General features: G+C 64.1%; 18 protein-coding genes. 16 read left to right on the top strand and 2 right to left on the bottom strand.

The features are described from left to right. Positions 1-244: 244 nt before the first annotated feature. From DXT74_RS23095 to DXT74_RS22640, 13 genes are all read left to right on the top strand, one after another. The gene (locus DXT74_RS23095) at positions 245-370 is read left to right on the top strand and encodes a hypothetical protein (RefSeq protein WP_255524814.1); all 126 of its coding nucleotides are present in this window, start codon (positions 245-247) and stop codon (positions 368-370) included. Further along, complete coding sequence (locus DXT74_RS23090; RefSeq protein WP_255524813.1) at positions 321-725, top strand: DegT/DnrJ/EryC1/StrS family aminotransferase; 405 nt, start codon at positions 321-323, stop codon at positions 723-725. Before DXT74_RS23095 ends, DXT74_RS23090 begins: the two co-directional genes overlap by 50 nt. An 88-nt stretch (positions 726-813) precedes the next feature. Continuing rightward, the gene (locus DXT74_RS23085; RefSeq protein WP_255524773.1) at positions 814-1,005 is read left to right on the top strand and encodes a DegT/DnrJ/EryC1/StrS family aminotransferase; all 192 of its coding nucleotides are present in this window, start codon (positions 814-816) and stop codon (positions 1,003-1,005) included. Between the two features lie 4 nt (positions 1,006-1,009). Next, positions 1,010-2,278, top strand: a complete 1,269-nt coding sequence (locus DXT74_RS22685) for a lipopolysaccharide biosynthesis protein (RefSeq protein ID WP_194427054.1) — start codon at positions 1,010-1,012, stop codon at positions 2,276-2,278. Continuing rightward, on the top strand, positions 2,275-2,856 hold the full coding sequence (locus DXT74_RS22680) for an acyltransferase (protein WP_114154913.1): 582 nt from the start codon (positions 2,275-2,277) through the stop codon (positions 2,854-2,856). Before DXT74_RS22685 ends, DXT74_RS22680 begins: the two co-directional genes overlap by 4 nt. Continuing rightward, entirely contained in the window at positions 2,849-3,943 is a 1,095-nt protein-coding gene (locus tag DXT74_RS22675; RefSeq protein WP_194427053.1) for a glycosyltransferase family 4 protein, read from the top strand. The genes DXT74_RS22680 and DXT74_RS22675 overlap by 8 nt, the downstream gene beginning before the upstream one ends. Positions 3,944-4,001: 58 nt before the next feature. Beyond that, positions 4,002-5,096 carry a glycosyltransferase family 4 protein gene (locus DXT74_RS22670; RefSeq protein WP_194427052.1) on the top strand — a complete coding sequence of 365 codons (1,095 nt, stop codon included), beginning with the start codon at positions 4,002-4,004 and terminating at the stop codon, positions 5,094-5,096. Positions 5,097-5,099: 3 nt separating this feature from the next. Further along, a complete protein-coding gene (locus DXT74_RS22665) occupies positions 5,100-6,359 on the top strand; it encodes a glycosyltransferase family 4 protein (RefSeq protein ID WP_194427051.1) in 1,260 nt (419 codons plus the stop codon). Positions 6,360-6,401: 42 nt separating this feature from the next. Further along, positions 6,402-6,926: a transposase gene (locus tag DXT74_RS22660; protein WP_194427050.1), complete on the top strand. Its 525-nt coding sequence runs from the start codon at positions 6,402-6,404 to the stop codon at positions 6,924-6,926. A gap of 109 nt (positions 6,927-7,035) precedes the next feature. Continuing rightward, complete coding sequence (locus DXT74_RS22655; protein ID WP_043594544.1) at positions 7,036-8,199, top strand: DegT/DnrJ/EryC1/StrS aminotransferase family protein; 1,164 nt, start codon at positions 7,036-7,038, stop codon at positions 8,197-8,199. Further along, positions 8,196-8,861, top strand: a complete 666-nt coding sequence (locus DXT74_RS22650; protein ID WP_081556566.1) for a sugar transferase — start codon at positions 8,196-8,198, stop codon at positions 8,859-8,861. Before DXT74_RS22655 ends, DXT74_RS22650 begins: the two co-directional genes overlap by 4 nt. After that, positions 8,858-9,325, top strand: coding sequence for a GNAT family N-acetyltransferase (locus tag DXT74_RS22645; protein ID WP_194427049.1), 468 nt, complete (start codon positions 8,858-8,860; stop codon positions 9,323-9,325). Before DXT74_RS22650 ends, DXT74_RS22645 begins: the two co-directional genes overlap by 4 nt. Then, positions 9,322-11,217 (top strand): polysaccharide biosynthesis protein, encoded by a 1,896-nt coding sequence (locus tag DXT74_RS22640; protein WP_370551735.1) that lies wholly within the window; start codon positions 9,322-9,324, stop codon positions 11,215-11,217. The genes DXT74_RS22645 and DXT74_RS22640 overlap by 4 nt, the downstream gene beginning before the upstream one ends. 10 nt (positions 11,218-11,227) lie before the next feature. Here the strand turns inward: DXT74_RS22640 and DXT74_RS22635 are convergent, their stop codons facing one another. Both DXT74_RS22635 and DXT74_RS22630 read right to left on the bottom strand, forming a co-directional pair. Beyond that, entirely contained in the window at positions 11,228-11,791 is a 564-nt protein-coding gene (locus DXT74_RS22635) for a hypothetical protein (protein ID WP_194427047.1), read from the bottom strand. Between the two features lie 39 nt (positions 11,792-11,830). Further along, positions 11,831-12,982 (bottom strand): diguanylate cyclase, encoded by a 1,152-nt coding sequence (locus DXT74_RS22630; protein ID WP_081556569.1) that lies wholly within the window; start codon positions 12,980-12,982, stop codon positions 11,831-11,833. Positions 12,983-13,114: 132 nt separating this feature from the next. Between DXT74_RS22630 and DXT74_RS22625 the strand changes: the two genes are divergently transcribed. From DXT74_RS22625 to DXT74_RS22615, 3 genes are all read left to right on the top strand, one after another. Beyond that, complete coding sequence (locus tag DXT74_RS22625; protein WP_194427046.1) at positions 13,115-14,023, top strand: LysR family transcriptional regulator; 909 nt, start codon at positions 13,115-13,117, stop codon at positions 14,021-14,023. A 153-nt stretch (positions 14,024-14,176) separates the two neighbouring features. After that, positions 14,177-15,580 carry an aspartate ammonia-lyase gene (gene aspA, locus DXT74_RS22620; RefSeq protein WP_194427045.1) on the top strand — a complete coding sequence of 468 codons (1,404 nt, stop codon included), beginning with the start codon at positions 14,177-14,179 and terminating at the stop codon, positions 15,578-15,580. 152 nt (positions 15,581-15,732) lie between these two features. Next, positions 15,733-16,089 (top strand): hypothetical protein, encoded by a 357-nt coding sequence (locus DXT74_RS22615; protein ID WP_194427044.1) that lies wholly within the window; start codon positions 15,733-15,735, stop codon positions 16,087-16,089. Positions 16,090-16,117 lie beyond the last annotated feature (28 nt).

Below are 16,117 nucleotides of genomic sequence, written 5' to 3'. Positions count from 1 at the left end.
CCACGGCCAGTACATCATGGGGCGGAAGTGAAGGAGGGGAGCAAGAGGTGGCTGGAGTACACCGGCGCCAAGCAACGCCATCGGCGTTTGCGACGGCACCAAGGGCGCTGCGATCGCGATGATGCCTTGGACATTGGTCCCGGCGACGAAGTGATCACACCCCGTTCACCTTCATCGCCAGCGAGATGTAGCCTTGCTGGGCGCCAAGCCGGTGTTCGTCGACATCGATCCTGTCAGCTACAACATGGATCGGCGCGCTTGGAAGCGGCGATCACGCCCCGCACCAGCGCATCATGCGGTGAGCCTGTATGGCCAGTGCGCTGATTTCGACGCCATCACGCCATCGCCGCCAAACACGGCATCGCGGTGATCGAGGACGGCGCGCAGAGCTTGGCGCGGGCCAGCGCGGCAAGAAGTCCGGCAACCTGTCCACCATAGGCTGCACCAGCTTCTTCCCCAGCAAGCCCTGGGCTGCTACGGCGACGGCGGAGCCTGCTTCACCACCCGCGACGATGCTCGGCCAAGCAAATGCGCCGAGATCCGCGTGCACTGCCAGGACCGCCGCTATCCACCATCCCATCATCGGCCTGAACGGCCGCTTGGACACCATACAGGCGGCGGTGCTGCTGGCCAAGCTGCCCAGCTTCGCGGACGAAGTGGCGGCGCGCGAACGTATTGGCGCGCGCTACAGCTTGCTGCTGCGCGACGTGGCGCGGGTGCGGTGATCGCCGAAGGCAACAGCCATGTTTACGCGCAGTACACCATTGAGGTGATGATCGCGAAGCGGTGCAGGCCAAGTTGAAGGAGCTGGGCGTGCCCACCGCCGTGCATTACCCGATTCCGCTGCATCTGCAGCCGGCTTTCGCTCACCTGAACCTGCCGGAAGGCAGCTTCCCGCTGTCGGAGGCCGCCGGCCGCCGGGTGATGAGTCTGCCGATGCATCCCTTCCTGGACGAGGCGACGCAAGACGCCATCGTCGCCGCAGTCAAACAGGCGCTGGCCTGAGCGCATGAGCTTGTTGCTGTCCCGCCTGCCCAAGAGCGGCTTCATCCGTCACATCATCACCCTGGTCACCGGGGCGGCGGTGGCGCAGGTGATTCCGTTGCTGGTGTCGCCGCTGATCACCCGTTTGTATAACCCGCACGAGGTGGGGGTGCAGGCGGTCTACGTCTCATGGCTGTCCACGCTGGCGGTGCTGGCCACCGCGCGTTACGAGATGGCCATCGTGCTGCCGGCGGAGGAGAGGCGGGCCAGCAATCTGATGGGCTTGTCCATCGCCTGCGCATTGGCTCTGTCTTTGCTGGTGGGCGTGGTGGTGGCCTTTGACGGCAACGTCCATATCGCCCGCCATCTGGGCGCGCCGGAACTGGAACCCTGGTTGCTGCTGTTGCCGTTGTCCGTGGCGCTGGCGGGCTTGATGCAAGCCTGGACCAACTGGAACAACCGTCATCGACGCTACCAGGCCAACGCGAACGGCCGCATGTTGCAGTCCTTGAGCATGGCGGCCACTCAAGTGGGGCTGGGCTGGATAGGAGCCGGCGCCGCCGGCCTGATTCTGGGCCAATTGGCCGGCCAGCTAGGCTCCCTGCTGGCGCAAACCTGGCAAGACATCAAGGCTCGTTTCGCTTGGCGTCATGAGCTCAGCCGCGTCGACATGCGCGAGGTGGCGCGCGCTTATATCGAGTTTCCCAAGATCAACGCGCCGCACGCCTTGAGCACTGCCTTGCTGGATTCAGCGACCTTGGTGGCGCTGACCATGCTGGCGGGCACCGCCTCCGTGGGCTTCTACGGCCTGATGATGCGTGTGTTGAAGCTGCCGGCGGCGCTGATAGGCCAGGCGGTGGCGCAAGTGGCCTATCGCGAGCTGGCCGACGCCCGCAATCAGCGCCAGCCGCTGCGGCCCATTTTGCGCAAGATGATGCTGACGCTGGGCGGCATGGCCTTGCTGCCCTTTCTGGTGATACAGCTGGCCGGGGAACCCTTGTTCTCGCTGGTGTTCGGACAGAACTGGGCTACCGCCGGACGTTATGCGGAGGCGATGTCGCTCTATATCCTGTTCCACTTCGTCGCCTCGCCGTTGGGCATGGTGCCGCCGGTGATCAATCGCCAGCGCCAGGCTTTTCTGTGGTCCTTGCTGCAGGCTGTGTTGTTTCTAGGCACGATGTGGGCCGGTTTCATGCTGTGGAACGACGCTGTGACCACCTTCCAACTGGTGTCGGTGGTGATGGCCGCGTACTTCCTGGCTTATTTTTCATGGCTTTACAAGGCAGCCCGATGAATTGGCACGCTCTATTCCGCCGCATCCGTTTCCGCCTGTCGGCGTGGGTGCAGCCCAGAATGGTGTATGGATTCACCCGCGGCGACGGGGTGTTCCTCAAACGCACCCGGGTGTCCAACATGACCCGCATCGAACATGTCGGCAAGCTGATGGTGGACGACAACGTCTACATCGGCCATTTCAATCTGATCGACGCCTCCGGCGGGCTGTATATCGGCGAAGGTTGTCAGATCACCAACTATGTTTCGCTGTTGACCCACTCCAGCCATGTGGCCATTCGCCTGTATGGCGACCGCTACCTGGAGAGCAACAATCACGTGGGCTATCTGAAAAAGCCCACCAAGCTGGGCCCGTACAGTTTCATCGGCCCGCACTCCGTGCTGATGCCGGGCGTGGAGCTGGGCAAGGGCAGCATGGTGTCGGCTTACAGTTATGTGCCGGCCGGCGTTTATCCCGATTTCGCCATCCTGGCCGGCAACCCGGCGCGGGTAGTGGGCGATACCCGCGAGATGGACGCCAAATGGCTGGACGAGCATCCGGAATTGCTGCCCTTGTACGAGGCCTGGGCGCATGACTGAGCCTGTGAGAAGCAAGATCGCCAGCGTTGCGGTGGTGGGGTCCGCCTCGGTGCATACCTGGCGTTTTTTGCGAGGCATCGCGCCGCATGTGGATCAATTATTCCTGGCCTGCAACGGCGAGATTCCGGCGGACGTGGCCGCCTTGCTGGCCGGCAGCCTGAAAGTGGATTTCCGCCTGGCGGCGCTGGGCACGGCGGGGCGTTTGCGCGCTTGGCTGCGCGAGACGCGGCCGCGGCTGCTGCATATCCACCAGGCCAATAGCGTGGCTTGGCACGGCAGCCGCGCGGCCGCCAGCCTGGGCTTGCCCATGGTGTTGACCGCCTGGGGTTCCGATGTGCTGTTGCTGCCGGACAGCAACCCGCTGATGCGGGCGATGGTGCGCGCCAATCTGGCCGCCGCCGACGCGATGACCTCGGATTCGCTGCACATGGCGGCGAAGATCCGCGAGCTGGCCGGCGAGGGCTGCCGCATCCGCCTGCTCAATTACGGCATGGACGCCATGCCGGCGCCGGCGGCCAGCGCGGGCAAGAGCAAGACGGTGCTGTCCTGCCGGCTGCACAAGCCCTTGTACCGCATCGACGCCATTCTGCGCGCCTGGGAGAGGGTGGAACGCGGCGATCGCTTTGGCGATTGGCGCTTGACCGTGGCCGCCAGCGGCAGCGAAACCGAAGCGCTGCGGCGCCTGGCCGCCGAGCTGGGGCTGCAACGTGTCGACTTCGCGGGCTTCGTCGACAGCGCGACGCTGGGGCGGATGTACGCGGAGTCCAGAGTCTTCGTCAGCGTGCCGCGCTCGGACGCCACCAGCATCAGCCTGCTGGAAGCGATGGGCCACGGCTGCTTGCCCTTGCTGTCCAATCTGCCGGCCAACGGCGAATGGGTGATAGACGGCCTCAACGGCGTGATCGCCGAGGATGTGGGGCGTTTGGACGAGGCCTTGCTGCGCGCGATGGAATGGGCCGGCGAGGACGCGAAGCTGGACGAGGCCGCCGGGCTCAATCGCCGGCTGGTGGCAGACAAGGGGCTGCATCAGCCGAATATGGCCGGCTTTGCCCGGCTGTACCGGGAACTGCTGGGTTCCGACAACTAGGATTTTGCCGCGGGCCCGAGATCGTTGCGGGCCGGACGGCCGCAAAACAGAGCTTAATATGAAAATTGCCCATCTCACTTCCGCTCATCCCCGTCACGACATCCGCATCTTCGTCAAGGAGTGCGCGAGCCTGGCCGCGGCAGGGCATGAGGTGACGCTGATCGTGGCCGACGGCCAGGGCGAGGAGATCAACCGCGGCGTGCGCTTTCACGATGTGGGCCCCAAATCCGGTGGCCGGCTGGCGCGGATGACCGGCACCGTCAAGCGCGTCTACCAGGCGACGCTGAAGCTGCGCCCGGACGTGGTCCACTTTCACGACCCGGAGCTGATCCCCGCCGCGCTGCGCCTTAAGCAGGCCGGCATCAAGGTGGTCTACGACGTGCACGAGGACGTGCCGCGCCAGATCCTGGCCAAGCACTGGATACCCGGCGCGGTGCGGCCCCTGGTGTCCAGCGGCTTTGAAACGCTGGAGGACTGGGCGGCGCGCCGCTTCGACGCGGTGGTGACTTCGACGCCGCACATCCGCAAGCGCTTCGAGAAACTGGGCGCGCGCGCGCTGGACGTGTGCAACTTCCCCATCCTGGAAGAACTGGTGCGCGACACGCCGTGGGAACAGCGCCGCAACGAGTTGTGCTATATCGGCGGCATCTCGCGCATCCGCGGCATCGAACCCATCGTCGAGGCGCTGCCGGATACCGCGACGCGCTTGAATCTGGCCGGGCCGTGGAGCGAGAGCGACCTGAAGGTTCGGGTATCTGCCCGGCCCGGCTGGGCACGGGTCAATGACCTGGGCGTGTTGGACCGCAAGGGCGTGGCCGAGGTGCTGGCCAAGAGCAAGATCGGCCTGGTGACGCTGTTTCCGACGCCGAATTATGTCGACGCCTTGCCGATCAAGTTGTTCGAATACATGGCCGCCGGCATGCCGGTGATCGCGTCGGATTTTCCGGTGTGGCGCGAAATCGTGGACGACGCCGGCTGCGGCCTGCTGGTGGACCCGCAGGACCCGGCGGCCATCGCCGCCGCCGTCAACGAACTGATGGCTGACGAAGCGCGCATGCGCGCGCTGGGCGAAGCCGGCAAGCAGGCGGTATTGAACAAATACAGTTGGGCGGCGGAGGCCGACAAGCTGGTCAAGCTGTACGCGACCTTGTAAATCATGAAAATTCTCTACATCAACCACTATGCCGGCAGCCCCCGGCATGGCATGGAATTCCGCCCCTACTATCTGGCGCGGGAATGGGTGAAGGCCGGCCACGAAGTCAATATGCTGGCCGCCGATGTGTCCCATCTGCGTCAGACCCACCCGCAAGTGGACGGCAAATATCGCGACGAGGATATCGACGGCATCCGTTACACCTGGTGCCGCACGCGTCCTTACGAGGGCAACGGCGTGGGCCGCGTGCTCAATATCTTCAGCTTCCTGGCTCGGGTAATGGGCTTGTCCGGCCTTTATCGGAAACACTGGAAGCCGGACGTGGTGATCGCTTCGTCCACCTATCCGCTGGACACGGTGCCGGCGGCCTGGATCGCCGCCAAGACCGGCGCGCGCTTGGTGTACGAGGTGCATGATCTGTGGCCGCTGACGCCGGTGGAGGTGGGCGGCATGTCGCCCAAGCATCCCTTCATCCGCCTGCTGCAGTGGGCCGAGGATTTCGGCTATCGCAAGGCCGACACCGTGGTGTCCATGCTGCCCTGCGCCAAGGACTATATGGTGGCGCACGGCATGGACCCGGCCAAGTACGTGGTGATTCCCAACGGCGTCGATGTTGGGGAATGGCGGGGGGAGGCTGAGGCGCTGCCGGCCGAGCACCGGATGCGGCTGGCGGAACTGAAAGCGCAGGGTCGTTTCCTGATCGGCTATGCCGGGGGGCATGGCTTGGCTAATGCGTTGGATTACTTGCTGGAGGCTGCGGCCCGGCTCAAGGACGCGCCGCTGAGCTTCGTGCTGGTCGGCGACGGGCCGGACAAGCCGGCCTTGGCGGCGCGCGCCGCCGAACTGGGGCTGGACAATGTGATGTTGCTGCCGGCCATCGCCAAGCGCGCGGTGCCGGGCTTCCTCGCTGAAATGGACGCCTTGTTCATAGGCTGGCGCAAACTGCCGATCTATCGCTTTGGCATCAACCCCAATAAACTGTTCGACTACCTGATGGCCGGCAAGCCGGTGATCCATTCGGTGGAGGCCGGCAACGATATGGTGAAGGACGCCGGCGCCGGCATCAGCGTGGGCGCCGAGGATCCGGCCGCGATCGCCGACGCGGCGCGGCGGATAGCGGCGCTGCCTTTAGCCGAACGCGAAGCGATGGGCGTGGCCGGCCGCGCTTATGTGCTGGAACACCATGATTACGCGGTACTGGCGCGGCGGTTTTTACTAGCGGTGCATGTTGATGATGCCCAGGGTAGGGTGGGCAAATCTTGATTTGCCCACACGGCGGCGGGGGCCAAGGTCGAGGAGGTGCATATGTCGCGCTATCGTCGCTCCAGGTTGGAGGGAGGCACATACTTCTTTACCCTAAGCTTGGCTGACAGACGCTCATCCTTGCTGGTGGAGCGGGTAGAGAATTTGCGCATGATTTACCGCCAGGTTTGCCAAGCTTTGCCTTTCAAAACGGTGGCGATATGCGTGCTGCCCGATCATTTGCACGCGATCTGGACCTTGCCGGAGGAGGACGCCGATTATTCGCGTCGCTGGGGCTGGATCAAGTCCGGTTTCAGCCGTGCTCTGCCGGCGGCGGGAAATCGGACCTTGAGTAAGCTCAGACAGCGGGAAAAAGGGATCTGGCAACGCCGGTTTTGGGAGCATACCATTGCGGATTTAAACGATTTGCAGCGCCATGTGGATTACATCCATGGCAATCCGCTCAAACATGGGCTGGTGGATAGGGTGAGGGATTGGCCGTATTCCAGTTTCCATCGTTGGGTGCGGGAAGGCCGCCTGCCGCTGGATTGGGCCGGAGAGACGGAAGGCGGCGTGTTTGGGGAATGAGCGCTGTGCGTGGGCAAGCCCTTGGCCTTGCCCACCCTACTGGGTTTGCAAGGTCGCATGAACAAGTCTTGATGTGTCCATGCGCTTAACTGATAGCGAAAAGAGTGATATGAGCGAACAAAAATTCCTGCCGTTCGCCTTGCCGGACATCGGCGAGGAAGAGATCAACGAAGTGGTCGACGCGCTGCGTTCCGGTTGGGTCACCACCGGTCCCAAGACCAAGCAGTTCGAGTCCGACTTCGCGCAATTCATCGGCGACGGCGTCGAGGCGATCGCCGTCAACTCGGCCACCGCCGGCCTGCATCTGGCGCTGGAAGCGATCGGCATCGGCCCTGGCGACGAGGTCATCGTGCCCAGCTACACCTTCACCGCCACCGCCGAAGTGGTGCGCTACCTGGGCGCGCATCCGGTATGCGTGGACGTGGACGCGGCCACCTTCAACATCAGCCCGGATGCGATCCGCGCCGCGATCACCGCCAAGACCAAGGCGATCATGCCGGTGCACTTCGCCGGGCTAGCCTGCGAGATGGACGAGATCATCGCCATTGCTCGCGAGCATGGGTTGAAGGTTGTTGAAGACGCCGCCCATGCGCTGCCTACTTATTACAAGGGCAAGCTGGTGGGCACCTTGGACTCCGACGTCACCGTGTTCAGCTTCTACGCCAACAAGACCATGACCACCGGCGAAGGCGGCATGGTGGTGTCCAAGAACAAGGACTTGATCGCGCGTTGCAAGGTGATGCGTCTGCACGGCATCAGCCGCGACGCCTTCGACCGCTATGTGTCCAAGACCCCGGCCTGGTTTTACGAAGTGGTGGCGCCTGGCTTCAAATACAATATGCCGGACACCGCCGCGGCAATGGGCATCCACCAGTTGAAGAAGATCCGCCGCTTCCAGGAGTTGCGCGAGGGGATGGCCCAGCGCTTCGACCGCGAGCTGGCCGACCTGCCGCTGATCCTGCCGGCGCGGCCGAAGGACGCGGGCAGCAACCACGCCTGGCACCTGTACCCGGTGCGCATCAAGCCGGAAGCCGGCGTCAGCCGCGATGATTTCATCGCTCGGATGGCGGAAAAGGGCATTGGTTGCTCGGTGCACTTCATTCCCTTGCATCGCCAGCCGGTGTGGCGCGATGGCTATCAGCTGACGCGCGAGCAGTTCCCGGTGGCCGACGCCGCCTTCGAGGCCGAAGTGACTTTGCCGCTGTACACCCGGATGACGGATGATGACCAGACCCGGGTCATCGCCGCGGTGCGCGAGATTCTGAGCGCATGAGCGAGCGTGGTTCAGACCGCGGCGGCTTGCTGCCGCCGTGCTGCCGTCCGCGCCGCCATGGTTCGCGGCTGCTGAAGCGAGGTTTCGACATCGTCGCGGCGGGTCTGGGCCTGGCCGTGCTGGCGCTGCCGCTGCTCGCGGTGGCGCTGTGGGTGAAGCTGGATTCGCCGGGGCCGGTGTTTTTCCGCCAGGTACGTGTGGGGCGGAACGGCACACTGTTCCGTATCCACAAATTCCGCACCATGCAGGTGGACACCGAGCGACACGGCCAACTGACCGTCGGCGCGGACGCGCGCGTCACCGGCGCCGGCCGCTTGTTGCGCAAGACCAAGCTGGATGAACTGCCGCAGTTGATCGACGTGCTGTTTGGCGATATGAGCTTGGTCGGCCCGCGGCCCGAGGTGCCCAAGTACGTTGCCCACTATCCGGACGAAGTCCGCGACATCGTGTTGTCGGTGCGCCCCGGCATTACCGACTGGGCGTCGATCAAGATGATAGACGAGAACGAAATCCTGGGCCGAGCCAAGGATCCGGAGCGCGCCTACATTGAGCAGGTATTGCCGGAAAAATTGGCGTATTACGTGCGCTACGCCGAAAGCCACAGCTTATTTGAAGATGTCCGCATCATCGTCGCCACGCTGATGAAGATCGTCAGCCGATGACGGTCTCCATCCGCTTGGCCGGACCCGCCGATGCCATCGCTCTAACGGATATCTATCTGGACTGCCGCAGCGAGATGAACTACGCGCCGTTGGCGCACGCCGAGGCGGAGGTGAGAGCCTGGTTCGCCGGCACGCTATTGCCGTCCGGCGGAGCATGGTTGGCGGAACGGAACGGCGATATCGCCGGCTTCGCCGCCGCGTCGCTGCAAGACGATGTGCTATGGCTAGACCAGTTATATGTCCGCGCCGGACATCGCGGCGTGGGCGTCGGCGGAATGCTGCTGCAACGGTTGTTGTCGCCCCCGGCGCCGGCCTGCCGGCTGTTCGTGTTCCAGGCCAATCTGGGAGCGCGCCGTTTCTACGAGACGCATGGCTTCGCGCTGCTGAGCCTGAGCGATGGCCAAGATAATGAGGAATGTTGCCCGGATGCGCTGTATCAACGGCCGCCGGACGCGAAAGAATGACCATGTTTGAAAAACTGCTCGCCTTCTCCCGCCATAACAAGATGGCGATGCTGGCGCTGATGGACGCGCTGCTGTTGCCGCTGGCGCTGTGGAGCGCGGTTTTCCTCCGCCTGGGCGGTTATTGGGACCCCAAGCTCAATCCGCATTTGTGGATTTTCATCGTGCCGCCGCTGTGGGCGATTCCCATCTTCATCAAGCTGGGCCTGTACCGCGCGGTGCTCAAATATCTGGACGACAAAATCATCCTGACCGTGTTCTCCGGGGTGACCTTGTCGGTGCTGGTGTTGCAGGCGGTGCTACAGATGGCCCATATCTGGGCGATGCCGCGCACCTCGGTGATCATCTTCTGGGTGTTCGCCATGGCCTATATCGGCGGCAGCCGTTTTCTGCTGCGCGGCCTGGTGCGTCGCATCGACGCGGTGGACGCGCCGCGCGAGCACGTGATCATCTACGGCGCCGGTCGTGCCGGCGTGCAGTTGATGTTGGCCTTGCAAGCCGGCCGCGAATATCGGCCGATGGCCTTTGTTGACGACAATCCCGAGCTGCATCGCCGCACTTTCCGCGGCGTGGCGGTACATCCGCCGCGTGATCTGCCGCAGCTGGTCAAAGACCTGGAGGCCAAGAGCATTTTGTTGGCGATGCCTTCGGTCAGCCGCAGCCGTCAGCGGGAGATACTGGAGACCCTGGAACTGCTGCGAGTGCCGATCAAGCGTTTGCCGGGCATGGCGGACCTGGTGTCCGGCGAGGCGAAGGTGGAGGAGTTGAAAGAGGTCGAGATCGAAGACCTGTTGGGCCGAGACCCGGTGCCGCCCAAGCCCGATCTGCTGGCGCGCAATATCCGAGGCAAGGTGGTGATGGTCACCGGTGCCGGCGGGTCCATCGGCTCCGAACTGGTGCGCCAGATCGCCAAGAACCAGCCGTCGCGCATCATTTTGTTCGAGCAGTCCGAATACGCGCTGTACGCCATCGATCAGGAATTGGATCGCGCCGCGGGTTCGCCGGCGCGCACGCCGGTCCTGGGCTCGGTTACCGATTACCAGCGGCTGGTGCAGGTGATGCGCGCTTTCAAGGTGGATACCGTTTATCACGCCGCCGCCTACAAGCATGTGCCCATGGTGGAGCACAATCCCGTAGCCGGCATCGTCAACAATGTGTTTGGCACCGACACCACCGCGCGCGCGGCCGAGGATTGCGGCGTGGACACCTTTGTGCTGATTTCCACCGACAAGGCGGTGCGGCCCACCAATGTGATGGGCGCCACCAAGCGCATGGCGGAGCTGACGCTGCAGACCCGGCACGCGCGCGGCAGCGCCACCCGCTTCGTGATGGTGCGTTTCGGCAATGTGCTGGGCAGCTCCGGCTCGGTGGTGCCCTTGTTCCGCGCCCAGATCAAGGCAGGCGGACCAATCACGCTGACCCACGCCGACATCACCCGTTATTTCATGACGATTCCGGAAGCTGCGCAGCTGGTGATACAGGCCGGCGCGATGGGCGACGGCGGCGACGTGTTTGTGCTGGATATGGGGCAGCCGGTGCGCATCATCGACTTGGCGCGGCGCATGGTCCATCTGTCCGGCCTGGAGTTGAAGGACGCGAGCCGGCCCGGCGGCGACATCGAGATCCGCATCACCGGCCTGAGGCCGGGGGAGAAGCTGTACGAGGAGCTGTTGATCGGCGACAACGTGCTGGCCACGGATCACGAGCGCATCATGCGCGCTCAGGAATACTGCCTGCCGGAAGCGGAAATGCGGGATGTGCTGGCGAGCATGGACGAGGCTTGCCGGCGTCTTGACGCGCCCGCGGCGTTTGCCTTGCTGCAAAAAGCGGTACGCGAGTTCCACGCCGCCAAGGCCACTCAGGACTGGGTGACGCTGGCGAACGCGGCTTCGTGAGGCTAGCGGCCTACCACTTGCAGCCGTCCTCGCGCGCGCTTTGCACTGCCAAGATAGGGATCGCTAGCAGGCCAAATGAGGAGTAACGGGTCTTGCAGTCCGGTTTTTCGGCCCGCTCAATAGAGCGGGCCAATTTCGTTTTGGCGGGGTCTGCCTGCAGCGGGCTGATTTTTTCCGGCGCGGCGGCGGCTTGTTCGCGCACTTGCTGGCGCAGGCCTCCCAAGGTCAAGCCCGGGCTCGGGGCCGAAGCTTCGCGTTGGTTTCGCTCGAGCCTGCTTTGATTGCGACGCTCGCCGGGGACGGGCGCGTGTATCCGCGCCGCGGCCGGCGGATGCCTCGGCGCCACAGCAGGTTTTCGGGAAGGGGGCTCGGACGCGACGGCGCGCGCCGGGGGCGGAACAATGGCTGGAGCTGGCGGATTCAGCTGTATTCGCAGCGGCGGGGCCGCATCGGCGTTCGGGCGGCCGCCGGGCTTGGCCAGCCACAGCAGCGCGCCATGGGCCAACAGGCTGAGCAGCAGCGCGGCGGCGACGCCACGAGGGCGGGGACGGGACGAGGCGGTGAGAACGGTCATGCCGTCAACGATAAGCAAACTCGCCCGACGGGTAAAGCGTCAGTCGGAGATCACGACCTGGTTGCGCCCGGCTTGCTTTGCCCGATACATGCGGGTATCAGCCAGATCTACCAGCGCGCGCCAGTCGGCGCAGCCATCCTGAAACAGCTCCGCCACGCCGATGCTGGCGCTCAGCGGCAGGCCTTCAGGCCGCTCGCCCAGGCCCTGAGCGCGCAGCCGGGCGATGACCTGGGCGGCGTGGACCAGCTGTGCGCCGGGCATCAGCAGCACGAACTCCTCGCCGCCCCAACGCACCAGCACGTCGCTGCGTCGCAGCCTTCCTTCCATCAGCTCGGCGAAATGGCGCAAGACCTGATCGCCGGCCAAGTGGCCGTAGTGGTCGTTGATCGCCTTGAAGTGATCCAGATCGATAAAGGCCAGGCTCAGCGGCTGTCGGCTGCGTTGAGCCTGTAATTCCAGCAAGCCCAGCATCTCCTCGCCGCTGCGGCGCGAGAAGACTCCGGTCAGCGGGTCGCGTATCGCCTGGTTGACCAGCACGATGATGAAGGCCAACTGGCTGACGCTGGCGATGGCGGAGACGCCGGCCAGCAGAGACAGCAGCCAGAATTCGCCGCCGAAGCCGGGCAGGTTGTCGCCGTTCAGGTCCAGCAGGCTGGTCAGCACGAAGCCGAGCAAGGCCGGGCTGGCGAAAGCCAGGCTCTCCAGCAGCGTCAGCGGAAAGATCGCCAGCCCGGCCAGCAGCACGAAGGGGAGGAAGGCGTAGCCGGCGCCGATGGCGGCGGACAAGCCCTCCAGATGATAACGGCGCAGCATCAAGTGAGAGGCGATGTAAAACAGGGTGGGGATGGCGAACAAGAGCGAGATGCCGCGATAGGCCGCAGGCAGGCGGCCGTCCATCGGCTGCCAAACCGCCAGTGCGACGAAGGCGGCGGAGACCAGCAAGCGCAGCGCCGCCAGCTGTAGCGACAGCGGATAGGGCAGGGTCAGCAAGTCGATCACCGCCCAAGCCGGGGTGAGCGCGGAGAACAGGATGGCGAACAGCCGGCAGCGGTTGACCAGCATCAGCGCGCGTCGCTGAGTCAGCAAGGGCATGTGCTGGCGAGGGCTCAGCAGCCAGAGCGTGTCGCCGCTCTGGATCTCGCCGGGCGCCAGGCCCAGCAGCTTTTGCCAGATGAAGTGAGTAATATGCATGCGGATGGTGCCAGATAGTTGCGTTATTCTAACCCGGTTTATGACTTTGGGTTTGCAGCAGGTCAAAGTCGCCGGCTTGCGCTGCGTTTGCGCTACTATCGCAACTCCTGATCAATCTAGCGGAACAGCGCGATGGAAACCCGGTGGCTTGAAGACTTCCTGGTGCTGGCGGAAACCGGCAGCTTTACCCGCGCGGCGGAACTGCGCCATCTGACCCAACCGGCGTTCTCGCGGCGGATCAAGTCGCTGGAGAGCTGGCTTGGAGCCGACCTGATCGACCGCACCACTTATCCTACGCGTTTGACCGAGGCCGGAGCGCTGTTTCGCGAGCAGGCGGTGGCCATGCTGTCCCAGCTCAACACCAGCCGCGCCCTATTGCGCGGTTTGCAGCCCCTGGCTGACGGCACGCTGGAGTTCGCGGTGCCGCACACGCTCTCCTTCTCCTTCTTCCCCAAATGGCTGTCTCAGGCGCAGAGCGGTTACGGCGCCTTGCCCTGTAGGCTGCAGGCCAGCAATGTGCATGACGCGCTGCTGGCTTTCGTGGAAGGCGGCAGCGACCTATTGATGTGCTACCACCACCCCAAGCAGCCGGTGGAGTTGACCGACGCCCGCTATCAGGGACTAAAGCTGGGCGTTGAGCGGTTGAGGCCGTTCTCGATCGCAGACGCCGGCCGGCCGCGCTATCCGCTGCCCGGCAGCGCGCAGCAGCCGTTGCCCTTTCTCGGCTATGCAAGCAACGCCTATTTCCGGCTGATGAGCGATCTAATCCTAGAGTCCGCTCCACAGCCGGCCAAGCTGGCGCTGCGCTATGAAACCGATATGGCGGAAGGCCTCAAGCACATGGTGCTGGAAGGGCATGGCCTGGCTTTCTTGCCGGAAAGCTCAGCGCGCAGGGAGACGCAGGAGGGTTTGTTGGCGGCAGCCGGCGACGAGTCCTGGCAGGTGGAGATGGACATTCGCCTTTACGTGGATCAGAAGCGTCAGCGCCCGGCTTTGCAGGCGTTTTGGCATTACCTGACACGCCAATACCAGGCTTGTTGAGGAGGGGGGGCCGGCTCGGGCGCCGGCAAGGTTATGCGTTTCCTGCATGACCCCATCGGCATTTCGAATTGGCCAGCCGTCGCGGCATGGCATAAAGTGCGCAGCTTCAAGCCACGCGAGCGCGTGGCGCCATCCGTATCAGGAGAAGCATCCATGACGACTCGCATAGAACATGATCTGTTAGGCGATCGTGAAGTGCCCGCCGGTGTCTACTGGGGCGTGCACACCTTGCGCGCAGTCGAAAACTTTCCCATCACCGGCCAGACCATCGCCGGCTACGGCGACCTGATCCGCGCCTTGGCCTGCATCAAGCAGGCCGCTGCCCAGGCCAACCGCGATCTGGGGCTGCTGCCGGCGCCCATCGCCCAGGCCATCATCGCCGCTTGCGAGGAAATCCGCGCTGGCCGCTGGCATGAGCAGTTCGTGGTGGATGCGATCCAGGGCGGGGCAGGCACCTCAACCAATATGAACGCCAATGAGGTGATCGCCAACCGCGCCTTGGAACTGATGGGGCACGCCAAGGGCGAGTATCAGCATCTGCATCCTAACGAGCATGTCAACCTGTGTCAGAGCACCAACGATGTTTACCCGACCGCCTTGCGGCTGGCGGCGTTCTGGGGCGCCAACAAGTTGCTGACCCGGATGGCGGCGTTGCGCGAGGCCTTCGCCGTCAAGGCCGACGAGTTCAAGGACTACCTGAAGATGGGGCGCACCCAACTGCAGGACGCGGTGCCGATGACGCTGGGCCAGGAGTTCATGACCTACGCGGTGATGCTGCAAGAGGACGAGCAGCGCTTAATGGAAGCCAGCGCGCTGATGCTGGAGATCAATCTGGGCGCCACCGCCATCGGCACAGGCATTACCGCGCACCCGGATTACGCGCGTCTGGCTTGCCTGCATTTGTCCGAACTGAGCGGCCACACCTTGCTGACCGCGCCTAATCTGATCGAAGCCACTCAGGACTGCGGCGCCTTTGTGCAGCTGTCCGGCGTGCTCAAGCGCATCGCGGTCAAACTGTCCAAGACCTGCAACGACTTGCGTCTGCTTTCGTCCGGCCCGCGCGCCGGCTTCGGCGAGATCAACCTGCCGGCGCGGCAGGCCGGTTCGTCCATCATGCCGGGCAAGGTGAATCCTGTGATTCCGGAAGTGGTGAGCCAAGTGGCCTACGAGGTGATAGGCAACGATGTCACCATCACCATGGCGGCGGAGGCCGGGCAGTTGCAACTCAACGCTTTCGAGCCGGTGATCGCCTACAGTCTGTTCCGCAGCATGGGCCATCTGGCCGCCGCCTGCGCCACGCTGACCGATAACTGCGTCAAAGGCATTACCGCGAATCGCGAACGTCTGCACGCCAGCGTGGAGAACTCCATTGGTCTGGTGACCGCGCTCAACCCCATCATCGGCTACGCCGCGGCCACCAATGTGGCGGCCCAGGCGCACGCCACTGGCGGCAGCGTGGCAGACATTGTGCTGGAACAAGGCCTGCTGAGCCGCGAGCAGCTGGATTTGCTGCTGAAGCCGGAAGAGCTGACCCGGCCGCGCTGGGTGACCGTGTAATTGATTTCCCTTGTATGACTTATCGTTGTGAGCGTTTCAACTTGATCAGGCCGCCTTTCGCGGCCTGTTTTTTATTGGCGCCGGCGGCGCTTGCGGCGGGAGCGGAATGCGGGTATAAAAAATTGTGCACCGCACAATCGAAAGGGCGAAATATGCAAGCTGCGCTATGGTGGAGCTTGGAGTTTCCGCGCGGCCTGTACGCGCTGAGCGCCGAACAGTGGCGCATCCGGCGGCAATGGCTGCGCTCAGGCTGTTTTCACGGCGCCGCGGTGTGGCGCGGCAGAGCGCCGTGGCCGGATAAGCTGCGCCGCGTACTGACGCGCACAGGGGCGGATTGGCTGGCGCTGTGTTTTGACGACAGCCAGGCCGCTGAGGCCTTGCTTGGCGAAATGCGGGCCTATCCCCTTTGGCGCTGCGACGCCGGGGACCAACTACTTGTCTGGCAATTGAACGCTCATCGGCAGTGGCGGGAGGGCCTGCTGAAATGGGGGCGGATGATGTCCGCTTAGCCGCGGGCGGGGAAACCGCTTCCAGCAT

The sequence above is a fragment of the Chromobacterium sp. Rain0013 genome (assembly GCF_015291765.1).
Taxonomy (GTDB): domain Bacteria; phylum Pseudomonadota; class Gammaproteobacteria; order Burkholderiales; family Chromobacteriaceae; genus Chromobacterium; species Chromobacterium haemolyticum.
This window is presented reverse-complemented; position numbering and strand designations above follow the sequence as displayed.

Excerpts from the sequence above, each read along its gene's own strand:
- DXT74_RS22685 (WP_194427054.1), top strand. The coding sequence starts at position 1,010 with ATGAGCTTGTTGCTGTCCCGCCTGCCCAAGAGCGGCTTCATCCGTCAC.
- DXT74_RS22650 (WP_081556566.1), top strand. The coding sequence starts at position 8,196 with ATGAGCGAGCGTGGTTCAGACCGCGGCGGCTTGCTGCCGCCGTGCTGC.
- DXT74_RS22655 (WP_043594544.1), top strand. The coding sequence starts at position 7,036 with ATGAGCGAACAAAAATTCCTGCCGTTCGCCTTGCCGGACATCGGCGAG.
- DXT74_RS22640 (WP_370551735.1), top strand. The coding sequence starts at position 9,322 with ATGACCATGTTTGAAAAACTGCTCGCCTTCTCCCGCCATAACAAGATG.
- DXT74_RS22665 (WP_194427051.1), top strand. The coding sequence starts at position 5,100 with ATGAAAATTCTCTACATCAACCACTATGCCGGCAGCCCCCGGCATGGC.
- aspA (WP_194427045.1), top strand. The coding sequence starts at position 14,177 with ATGACGACTCGCATAGAACATGATCTGTTAGGCGATCGTGAAGTGCCC.
- DXT74_RS22660 (WP_194427050.1), top strand. The coding sequence starts at position 6,402 with ATGTCGCGCTATCGTCGCTCCAGGTTGGAGGGAGGCACATACTTCTTT.
- DXT74_RS22630 (WP_081556569.1), bottom strand. The coding sequence starts at position 12,982 with ATGCATATTACTCACTTCATCTGGCAAAAGCTGCTGGGCCTGGCGCCC.
- DXT74_RS22625 (WP_194427046.1), top strand. The coding sequence starts at position 13,115 with ATGGAAACCCGGTGGCTTGAAGACTTCCTGGTGCTGGCGGAAACCGGC.
- DXT74_RS22670 (WP_194427052.1), top strand. The coding sequence starts at position 4,002 with ATGAAAATTGCCCATCTCACTTCCGCTCATCCCCGTCACGACATCCGC.
- DXT74_RS22680 (WP_114154913.1), top strand. The coding sequence starts at position 2,275 with ATGAATTGGCACGCTCTATTCCGCCGCATCCGTTTCCGCCTGTCGGCG.
- DXT74_RS22645 (WP_194427049.1), top strand. The coding sequence starts at position 8,858 with ATGACGGTCTCCATCCGCTTGGCCGGACCCGCCGATGCCATCGCTCTA.
- DXT74_RS22675 (WP_194427053.1), top strand. The coding sequence starts at position 2,849 with ATGACTGAGCCTGTGAGAAGCAAGATCGCCAGCGTTGCGGTGGTGGGG.
- DXT74_RS23095 (WP_255524814.1), top strand. The coding sequence starts at position 245 with ATGGATCGGCGCGCTTGGAAGCGGCGATCACGCCCCGCACCAGCGCAT.
- DXT74_RS22615 (WP_194427044.1), top strand. The coding sequence starts at position 15,733 with ATGCAAGCTGCGCTATGGTGGAGCTTGGAGTTTCCGCGCGGCCTGTAC.
- DXT74_RS22635 (WP_194427047.1), bottom strand. The coding sequence starts at position 11,791 with ATGACCGTTCTCACCGCCTCGTCCCGTCCCCGCCCTCGTGGCGTCGCC.